Genomic DNA, 9,858 nt, shown 5'->3' with positions numbered 1-9,858 from the left:
GAAGTGTCTTTACAGGATTCATCCCCGGAACGATCGGAGAGACATCCGCCGTCCTTCTCCTCCTGGGAGGAGCCTACCTGGTATTAAAGAAAGTGATCTCACCGCTGATCCCATGCATCTATGTGGCGACGGTGGCTGTCTTCGTACTGCTTTTTGGAGGACATGGCTTCGATCTCACCTACATGGCGTCTGAGATTTTTTCCGGCGGTTTGATGCTCGGTGCGATCTTCATGGCAACGGACTATGTAACTTCACCGATCACTTCCAGAGGAAAGATCATCTTCGGCGTCCTCTGCGGACTGCTGACCGGTATTTTCCGACTGTTCGGACCGATGGCAGAGGGAGTTTCTTACTCTATTATCATTGCGAACCTGGTTGTTCCTCTGATTGAAAAGATTACGGTTCCGACTCCGTTTGGAATTGTGAAGGCAAAAGGAGGCAAAGACAATGAATAAAAGTTTAGTAAATGACTGTATTAAATTATTTATCATCACTCTGGCTGCCGGACTGATCCTTGGATTCGTTTACAACGTGACCAAAGATCCGATTGCAAAGCAGGAAGAAAAGACAAAACAGGAAGCATACAAGGCTGTGTTCAAAGACGCAGACCGTTTTGAGGCAGTGAAACTTGATAAAAAAGAGATAAACAAAGCTTTAAAGGCAAAGAATCTGGGCCAGAATACGGTCAGTGAGATTGCCAAAGCAGTAGATAAGGACGGAAAAGGTCTTGGATATGTATTCTCCGTGACAAACCCTGACGGATACGGCGGAGATATCACTCTCTCTGTCGGCGTCAAAAATGACGGTACGGTCAACGGATATGAGACTCTGACGATCAATGAGACCGCGGGCCTTGGTATGAAGGCAAAAGAAGAGGAGTTCAAGAGCAACTTTAACAATAAAAAAGCAAAGCAGTTTGAAGTCGTAAAAGACGGTTCCGGCAAGAGCGACGACGCAAAGGTCGATGCCATCAGCGGCGCTACGATCACCAGCCGTGCGGTGACAAGCGGAGTCAACAGCTGTGTTGCTTTAATGGATACATTGAAAGGAGGTAATTGAGATGAAAAGTAATCCGATAGAACGTTTGATCAACGGTATTGTCAAAGAAAATCCTACTTTCGTCTTAATGCTCGGTATGTGTCCTACCCTCGCGGTAACCACATCCGCCATCAACGGGGCAGGAATGGGACTTTCCACTACGGCCGTTTTAATGTTTTCCAATCTGATCATTGGACTCATGAGAAATATTATACCTGACAGAGTCCGTATTCCGGGCTATATTGTCATTATTGCATCTCTCGTAACGGTAGTGCAGTTCCTTTTGCAGGGATATGTGCCGTCACTGAATGCAAGCCTTGGAATCTACATTCCTTTGATCGTAGTAAACTGTATTATCCTGGGACGCGCAGAATCCTTTGCATCTAAGAACGGGGCAGTGCTCTCTTTCTTCGACGGTGTCGGAATGGGCCTTGGATTTACTGTTGCACTGACTGTGATCGGAGCCTTCCGTGAACTCCTCGGTGCAGGTACGATCTTTGGCGCAAAGATCATGCCGGCTGCTTATGAGCCGATTACGATCTTTATCCTGGCTCCCGGAGCATTCTTTGTCCTGGCCTGCCTTGTTGCAGTTCAGAATAAGGTAAGAAACAAGAAACCGAAAAAAGCAGGAGAGTCTCAGGCTTCCGGATGCGGCGACTGTGCAAGCTGCGGAAACGGTGCCTGCGGAAGCCGGTTTTTTGATAACAGTGTGGACGACAAATAGGGGGGATGAACAATGTCAAATTTATTATTAGTCGCAATCGGTGCGGCATTAGTTAATAACGTAGTATTGAGCCAGTTCTTAGGCCTTTGTCCTTTCCTTGGTGTATCCAAGAAGGTAGAGACCGCCGGCGGAATGGGCGCTGCGGTTATTTTCGTCATCACGATCGCCTCAGCGGTTACCTATTTCGTTTATGCTGGCATACTCGTGCCGTTTCATCTGGAATATCTTCAGACGATAGCATTTATTCTTGTCATTGCGGCATTGGTGCAGTTCGTGGAAATGTTTTTAAAGAAATCTATGCCGGCTCTCTATGAGTCTTTAGGCGTATATCTTCCGCTGATCACTACCAACTGTGCGGTGCTCGGTGTTGCATTGAATAACGTTCAGTATGATTACAACTTTATTACCAGTGTAGTCAACGGATTTGGAGTGGCTGTCGGATTTACCATCGCCATCGTGATCTTGGCCGGTATCCGCGAGAAACTAGAATACAACAACATCCCGGAATCTTTCAAAGGAATGCCGATCACTCTTGTCACGGCAGGTCTGATGGCTATCGCTTTCTTTGGATTCTCAGGAATCATATAGGGAGGTAGCATAAATGGATATTACAGCAATTATTCTCGCGGCCGTCGTGGTCGGAGGAATTGGTTTGGTCATTGCTATTCTTTTAGGAATCGCTTCTGAGAAGTTTAAGGTTCCGGTCAATGAAAAAGAAGTAGCAGTCCGAGCAGAACTTCCCGGCAATAACTGCGGAGGATGCGGATACGCCGGATGTGACGGGCTTGCAAAAGCGATCGCAAACGGAGAAGCTGCGGTCAATGCCTGTCCGGTAGGCGGGCCTTCAGCGGCAGAAAAAATCGGTGCCATCATGGGTGTGGAAGCCGGTGATTTCGTAAAACAGGTGGCATTCGTAAAGTGTGCAGGAACCTGTGAGAAAGCATCAAATAAATACGAATATACAGGACAGATGAGCTGTGTGGAAGCGATGAATGTGCCCGGAGAAGGGCCGAAGGCCTGCTCTTTCGGATGTATGGGATTCGGAAGCTGCGCTCAGGTCTGCCCTGAGAATGCAATTTCCATCGTCAACGGGATTGCCTATGTTGACAAAGAAGCGTGCATCGGCTGCGGAAAATGTACCGATATCTGCCCGAAGGGACTCATTGAACTGGTTCCTTATGACAAGAAACATTTAGTACAGTGTAATTCTAAAGACAAGGGAAAAGACGTCATGTCTGTGTGCAAAGCCGGATGCATCGGCTGCGGACTTTGTGCGAAGGAATGTAAGCTTGGAGCGATTACGGTAGAAAATAATATTGCTCATATTGATTATGAGAAATGTGTCAACTGCGGACTCTGTGCCAAAAAGTGTCCGAAAAAAATCATTACGGTATAATAAAGTGAATGATAGAAAGATCATTAGGCTGTATCTGACTGGAGGATACAGCCTTTTTGTCACACTTTATTTCCTGGTGCATACACTATTATAACTATTTTTCTGGGGTGGCGTTTCATGAAGTTTTTAGAGTTAAGGGAAAAGGATGTGATCAACTGCCGGACCGGAGATAAACTGGGATGTGTCATCGATCTGGAGTTTGACCCGGCGTCAGGTCAGATTTTATGCCTGATCGTTCCAAAAGCGACAAAGATCCTGTGCTTTACAAAAGGTGAGTTTTATTATATTCCATATAAGAAGATCATTCGAATCGGCTGTGACACTGTATTGGTGGATATTAATGAAAAAGAATGTTTGAAGTGATCTGGAAAAAATGATATACTTCCTTTAACGAATGGAAAATCTTGAGGCAGACATGATCTGCCTCTCAAAAGAGTACAAAGAAAAGCATAGCCCGGGAGGTAGAAAAATGAGGTGCCCTTATTGCGGAAGTGAAAATTCCAGAGTCATTGATTCCAGACATTCGGAAGACAATAACTCCATAAGGAGAAGAAGACAGTGTGACGACTGCAGCAAGCGTTTCACGACCTATGAAAAGATCGAGACAGAACCGCTGTCTGTGATCAAAAAGGACAAGACCAGACAGATGTATGACCGCTCCAAGATCAAGGCGGGTATCGTACAGTCCTGCCACAAACTGCCTATATCCATGGGACAGATCGATCAGATCGTAGATGAGATCGAGACAAAGATCTATAATCTCGGACAGCGCGAGGTGGAGAGTTCCCTGATCGGAGAGATCGTCATGGACAAGCTGAAGGAACTGAATGAGGTGGCATATGTAAGATTTGCCGCTATATACAGAGAGTTCAAAGATGTGAACACCTTTATGAGTGAACTAAAAAAATTGCTGAAATAGTTGTAAAAATTTAGAAAATATGATAAGATACAGTATATTGTTAGCTGAGAGGCTTCCGGGAAAGAAGGAGGCTTTATGTTTTGTTCGATGCTAAGCGGCATTGTCTCAGGCGCCGCAGGCTGTATCATTCAGGTCGAAGCGGAATTAAGAAGCGGTCTCCCATACTTTACTATGGTAGGCCGCCTTTCTAATGAAGCAAAAGAATCCAGGCACAGGGTGGAATCCGCGCTGCGGGCTCTGGGCTGTCCGCTCCCTCCGATGAAAGTTACCGTTAATCTATCTCCTGCCGATATCAGAAAGACAGGAACTGCATTTGATCTTCCCATCGCAGCGGCCGTTATGGCCGGTCTCAACTATATTCCATTTACTAAAGAACCGCCTATCTGCCTCCTGGGAGAGCTGGGACTGGACGGCAGTGTCCATGGGATCAGACAGTGCCTGCCCATCATCATGGAAGGAAAAAAGCAGGGCATCCGGCGGTTTATGGTTCCCTATGATGATATGGAATCTCTTGTATATATGAAAGATGTGGAATTGGTTCCGGTAAAACATCTCTCCGATGCTGTGGACTATTTCAGAAACGGGTGTGTGCTTCCATACCATTTTCAGAAAAAAAGGATAATTCTAAACAGCCAGTGTCTTGATTTTTCGGAAATAAAAGGGCAGCCTCTCTTAAAAAGAGCTCTGGAGATCGCCGTGACCGGGAGACATCACATTCTTCTGATCGGAGCTCCGGGATGCGGCAAAACTATGGCCCTGGAACGGATTCCTTCTATTATGAATAGTTTATCTGAGGACGAATACCTGGAGGTGCAGGCTCTCTATCAGGCGGCAGGAATCCACAGGGATGCAGGGGATTTTTGCCCGCCTTTCCGAAAACCCCATTCTTCCATATCCAGAGGAGCGCTGATCGGTGGGGGAGCGGTTCCAAAAGTCGGAGAGATCACACTTGCCCACAAAGGTGTGCTGTTTTTGGATGAACTGGCACAGTTTGACGCCAAATGCATTGAAGCACTGAGACAGCCACTGGAAGATAAGCAGATTATTTTAAACAGGCTTGGGAGAGACTATACCATGCCTGCGGACTTTTTACTTGCAGCGGCCATGAACCCGTGTCCATGCGGCAACAGCTTCACTCCGGAGGCATGCCGGTGCAGCGCGGGTCAAAAGCGGTCCTATTATCACAGACTTTCCGGTCCCGTACTGGACCGTTTTGACCTGATCCTTACAGTTGGACAGGAGGCAAAGAAAATGGACGCTGAGACGGAAACTTCGGCTGTTATCCGCAGCAGGGTCTTAGAGCATATCAGGGAGGAACAGAGAGAACTCTCGGATACTCCGTATTCTTATTTTAGTCAGATACAGGGAGAGGATATAGAAAAAATTTGTCCTCTGAATAAAGAAAGCCAAAAAATTTTGAAAGAAGAACAAAAGAAACATCATATTTCAATGCGGGGTATTCATAAGATTGTGAGGACAGCAAAAACGATTGCCGGAATGGAGCAGCAAAGCGGGATAGGAGAGGGACATCTTATAGAGGCACTGTCTCTGCGCAATATGGAGTTTTTATCGGAGGCTGTGGGGTATGAATGAAAAGCTTTCGTGGTTTTGGTTTACGTCGCTTCTTGAGATAAACCGGAAGACGCAGGGTAAGATTCTTTCTGCCGTTCTTCACCCGGAAGAACTCAGGAAACTTAATGAAGAGACTGCAAAATCATTTCTTAATAAAAGACAGTACCGGCTTTTTCTTGAGACAAGAGATGAATCTTATATCTGTAAGAAGTACGAGGAGTTAAAAAAGCAGAAAACAGACTATATTATATGGAAAGAACCCGATTATCCGCAGCGGCTTAAACAGATTTATGACTATCCGTTCGGGATTTTTAGAAAAGGCAGGCCGAGAGAATCAAGGCTGGTCATCGCAATGGTAGGGGCCAGATCCTGTACTTTATATGGAAGAGAGATGGCAGGATATTTTGCGAAGGAGCTGTCCGGGAGAGGTGTTCTGATCGTCAGCGGCATGGCCAGGGGAATCGACGGAGCTTCTCACAGGGGAGCCCTGGATGCAGGCGCGCCGACGGCAGGTGTTTTGGGATGCGGGATTGACCGGATCTATCCGAAAGTTCATCAAAAACTCTTCGCCGATGTGGAGAAACAGGGGGTGATCTATTCTGAGTATGGTCCCGGTGTAGAGCCGTTTTCTTTTCTCTTTCCGCAGAGGAACAGGATCATCAGCGGACTTTCCGACGGAATCTTTGTAGTAGAGGCCAGAGAGAAAAGCGGATCTCTGATCACAGCGGACTGCGGATTGGAACAAAATAAAGAAATTTTTGCACTTCCGGGCAATGTGACGAGTGATGTATCAAGGGGCTGCCACCGCCTGATCCAGCAAGGCGCCAAGCTGGTTTCCGGTCCCGAAGATATCTTAAATGAATTTCCAAAATTCAGAGTATTTTCACATAATGTCTGTCAATTTGATAAAAATTCACTTGCTAGAGGTGAAAAAATGGTGTATGATGTTTTGAGTTTGGAACCCAAATGCCTGGAACAGATAGCTTCGGAGGCAAGACTGCCGGTCACAGAGACTGTGACATCCTTATACTATTTAAAGAGGCAGGGGTTGGCAGAGGAAATACTGAAAAATTATTACATAATAAAAATATAATTAAGAGGTGCAAAAATGCCAAAATACTTAGTAATTGTAGAATCACCAGCGAAAGCAAAGACGATCAATAAATTTTTAGGGAAAAATTATACAGTCATTGCATCCAACGGTCATGTGAGGGATCTCCCCAAGAGTACGATGGGAATCGACCTGGAACATAATTTTGAACCAAAATATATTACGATCCGGGGCAAGGGAGAAGTATTGGCGGCACTGAGAAAAGAAGTGAAGAAGGCCGATAAAGTTTATCTCGCGACTGACCCTGACCGGGAGGGGGAAGCAATTTCATGGCATCTTTATTATGCGCTGAAACTGGAGAACAAAAAATGCAGCCGTATCACATTCAATGAGATCACCAAGAATGCAGTCAAGGAATCCTTAAAGCATGCGAGAGAGATTGACATGGACCTGGTGGATGCCCAGCAGGCGAGGCGTGTCCTGGACCGGATTGTGGGGTATAAGATCAGTCCTCTTTTATGGGCAAAGATCAAGAGGGGATTGAGCGCAGGACGGGTACAGTCTGTGGCTCTTCGCCTGATCTGTGACCGGGAAGAAGAGATCAGCGCTTTCATACCGGAAGAATACTGGTCACTGGATGCTTTCCTGAATGTGAAAGGGAGCAAAAAGCCTCTGGAGGCCAAGTTTGCCGGTGACAAAGACGGGAAAATCGAGATTAAGAATGAAGAACAGCTGAACAAGATCCTTGCGGAATTGGAAGGAGCCGAGTTTCATGTTGACAGCGTAAAGACAGGGGAGCGTATCAAGAAAGCACCGCTTCCGTTTACGACCAGCACGATGCAGCAGGATGCATCCAGCAAACTGAATTTTCCGACAGCAAAGACCATGAGGATTGCCCAGCAGCTGTATGAAGGTGTGGACATTAAAGGGAAAGGCACCGTGGGATTGATTACTTATCTTCGTACAGACTCCACAAGGATTTCGGAAGAGGCAGATAAAAATGCCAGAGAGTTTATCTCCGAAACTTATGGAAGTGATTTTGTCGGAAACGGACAAGTTTCAAAAAAGGACGGCAAAAATGTACAGGATGCCCATGAAGCGATTCGTCCAACTTACATCGAAAATACTCCGGCGAGCCTGAAAGAACAGCTTTCCAGAGACCAGTTCAGGCTTTATCAGCTGATCTGGAACCGGTTTATGGCGAGCCGCATGAGTGCAGCCAAGTATGAGACCACATCCGTAAAGATCGATGCCAACGGATACCGTTTCAATGCCTCCGCATCCAAGATCGTTTTTGACGGATTTTTGACTGTGTACAACATCGACAATGAGAAATCAAAAGGAAATGTCATACTGAAAAGTATTGATACTTCCACGGAACTGAAGTTAAAAGAGTTTGACCATAAACAACATTTTACACAGCCGCCGGCCCACTACACGGAAGCAACCCTTGTCCGCACCCTGGAAGAACAGGGTATCGGACGGCCGAGTACGTATGCTCCTACCATATCGACGATCATTGCCAGAAGGTATGTGGTTAAGGAAAAGAAGAATCTGTATATGACGGAGCTTGGAGAAGCGGTCAATACCATGATGAAAAAGGCATTCCCGTCTATTGTGGATGTGCATTTTACCGCCACGATGGAGGCACTTTTAGATATGGTGGAGGAAGGCAAGGTCCACTGGAAATCAGTGGTGGAAAACTTCTATCCGGATCTGAAAGAAGCCGTGGAGGCCGCAGAAAAAGAGCTGGAGCAGGTGACCATCGAGGATGAAGTGACCGATGTAGTCTGTGACCAGTGCGGACGCAACATGGTTGTGAAATACGGGCCGTATGGGAAATTCCTGGCCTGTCCGGGATTCCCTGACTGCCGAAACACAAAGCCTCATTTTGAAAAGATTGGAGTTCCATGTCCGCTGTGCGGAAAGGAAGTCGTCCTGAAAAAAACCAAGAAGGGCCGGAAATACTACGGATGTGAGGATAACCCGGAATGCGAATTTATGTCATGGCAGAAGCCTTCTACCGTCAAGTGTGAGCGCTGCGGAAAGTATATGGTGGAAAAAGGAAAGAAACTGGTTTGTTCAGACGAACACTGCGGATATGTATGTGATCTGCCGAAAGAGGAAGAAGTTACGAAAAATAAGGAGTAGCTATGAGTGTACAATTATTAGATAAAACCAGGAAGATAAATAAATTACTGCATAACAACAATTCACAAAAAGTCGTTTTCAATGACATCTGTCAGGTTCTGATGGAGGTTATGGATTCCAATGTGATCGTTATCAGCAAAAAGGGAAAGATCTTAGGAATTCAAAATTCAGAGAATATAGATCCCATCGAAGAGATGATCAGCGGTAAAATCGGGGATTATATTGACACGGACTTAAATGAGCGTCTGCTGACAATCTTGTCCACGAAGGAGAATGTAAATCTCCAGACACTCGGTTTTGAGAGTGACATCCACCGCTACCGCGGTATTATCTCTCCGATCGATATTGCGGGAGAGAGATTTGGCACACTGTTTATGTACCGGATGGAAGATGACTATACGATCGATGATATCATATTGGCTGAATATGGAACCACAGTCGTTGGTTTGGAGATGATGCGTTCTGTCAGTGAAGAGATGGAGAGTGAACGCAGAAAGCAGAATATTATCGAATCTGCCTTCAGAACTCTCTCCTTTACGGAACTGGAAGCGGTTCATCACATTTTTGATGAACTGAACGGCAGCGAGGGCATTTTGGTTGCCAGCAAGATTGCCGACCGTTTCGGCATTACCCGATCAGTCATCGTCAATGCACTGAGAAAGCTGGAGAGTGCAGGAGTCATCGAGTCCCGGTCTTCCGGTATGAAAGGGACCTATATCAAAGTTGTAAATGACCTGATTTTTGACGAATTAAACCGTGCCGGGCGTATCTAGGCTTAAATTGCGAAGTTTTTCTTGCATTGTGTAAAACAGATGTGCTATACTGTCAAAGGTAAAAATAAACACGCCGTTGGAATTCCGGTAGGTGCCGAAAGGTTTGCCGGGATAATGACAATGGTGGAAGCATAACCAAAGGAGATTTTTTATGAGCGTTATTTCAATGAAACAGTTATTAGAAGCAGGTGTTCATTTCGGACATCAGACAAGAAGATGGAATCCTAAAATGGC

General features: G+C 45.9%; 12 protein-coding genes. All 12 read left to right on the top strand.

All coding sequences use genetic code 11. The annotated features are described in order from the left end of the window. The coding region (locus QVP35_RS01145; protein WP_288187717.1) for an RnfABCDGE type electron transport complex subunit D at positions 1–455 on the top strand (455 nt) is incomplete at its 5' end. Beyond that, a complete protein-coding gene (locus QVP35_RS01140; RefSeq protein ID WP_006567155.1) occupies positions 448–1,059 on the top strand; it encodes an RnfABCDGE type electron transport complex subunit G in 612 nt (203 codons plus the stop codon). The genes QVP35_RS01145 and QVP35_RS01140, both read left to right, overlap by 8 nt. Before the next feature lies 1 nt (position 1,060). Further along, on the top strand, positions 1,061–1,762 hold the full coding sequence (gene rsxE / locus QVP35_RS01135) for an electron transport complex subunit RsxE (RefSeq protein ID WP_006567154.1): 702 nt from the start codon (positions 1,061–1,063) through the stop codon (positions 1,760–1,762). Between the two features lie 12 nt (positions 1,763–1,774). Further along, entirely contained in the window at positions 1,775–2,350 is a 576-nt protein-coding gene (rsxA, locus tag QVP35_RS01130; protein WP_006567153.1) for an electron transport complex subunit RsxA, read from the top strand. 13 nt (positions 2,351–2,363) lie between these two features. Beyond that, positions 2,364–3,158: an RnfABCDGE type electron transport complex subunit B gene (locus tag QVP35_RS01125; protein WP_006567152.1), complete on the top strand. Its 795-nt coding sequence runs from the start codon at positions 2,364–2,366 to the stop codon at positions 3,156–3,158. 117 nt (positions 3,159–3,275) lie between these two features. After that, positions 3,276–3,521, top strand: coding sequence for a YlmC/YmxH family sporulation protein (locus tag QVP35_RS01120; RefSeq protein ID WP_006567151.1), 246 nt, complete (start codon positions 3,276–3,278; stop codon positions 3,519–3,521). A gap of 106 nt (positions 3,522–3,627) precedes the next feature. Beyond that, a complete protein-coding gene (gene nrdR / locus QVP35_RS01115) occupies positions 3,628–4,077 on the top strand; it encodes a transcriptional regulator NrdR (RefSeq protein WP_024727737.1) in 450 nt (149 codons plus the stop codon). 75 nt (positions 4,078–4,152) lie between these two features. Continuing rightward, the gene (locus tag QVP35_RS01110) at positions 4,153–5,670 is read left to right on the top strand and encodes a YifB family Mg chelatase-like AAA ATPase (protein WP_022260699.1); all 1,518 of its coding nucleotides are present in this window, start codon (positions 4,153–4,155) and stop codon (positions 5,668–5,670) included. Then, positions 5,663–6,742 carry a DNA-processing protein DprA gene (gene dprA, locus QVP35_RS01105; protein ID WP_006567148.1) on the top strand — a complete coding sequence of 360 codons (1,080 nt, stop codon included), beginning with the start codon at positions 5,663–5,665 and terminating at the stop codon, positions 6,740–6,742. The genes QVP35_RS01110 and dprA overlap by 8 nt, the downstream gene beginning before the upstream one ends. A 15-nt stretch (positions 6,743–6,757) precedes the next feature. Continuing rightward, complete coding sequence (topA, locus tag QVP35_RS01100) at positions 6,758–8,851, top strand: type I DNA topoisomerase (protein WP_006567147.1); 2,094 nt, start codon at positions 6,758–6,760, stop codon at positions 8,849–8,851. 2 nt (positions 8,852–8,853) lie between these two features. Continuing rightward, positions 8,854–9,624 (top strand): GTP-sensing pleiotropic transcriptional regulator CodY, encoded by a 771-nt coding sequence (gene codY / locus QVP35_RS01095; protein WP_009289774.1) that lies wholly within the window; start codon positions 8,854–8,856, stop codon positions 9,622–9,624. 151 nt (positions 9,625–9,775) lie between these two features. After that, positions 9,776–9,858: 30S ribosomal protein S2 (locus QVP35_RS16530; protein WP_032801517.1), on the top strand; the 83-nt coding region annotated here is incomplete at its 3' end.

The organism is Anaerostipes sp. CAG:276, assembly GCF_000432215.1.
GTDB classification, from domain to species: domain Bacteria; phylum Bacillota; class Clostridia; order Lachnospirales; family Lachnospiraceae; genus Anaerostipes; species Anaerostipes caccae.
This window is presented reverse-complemented; position numbering and strand designations above follow the sequence as displayed.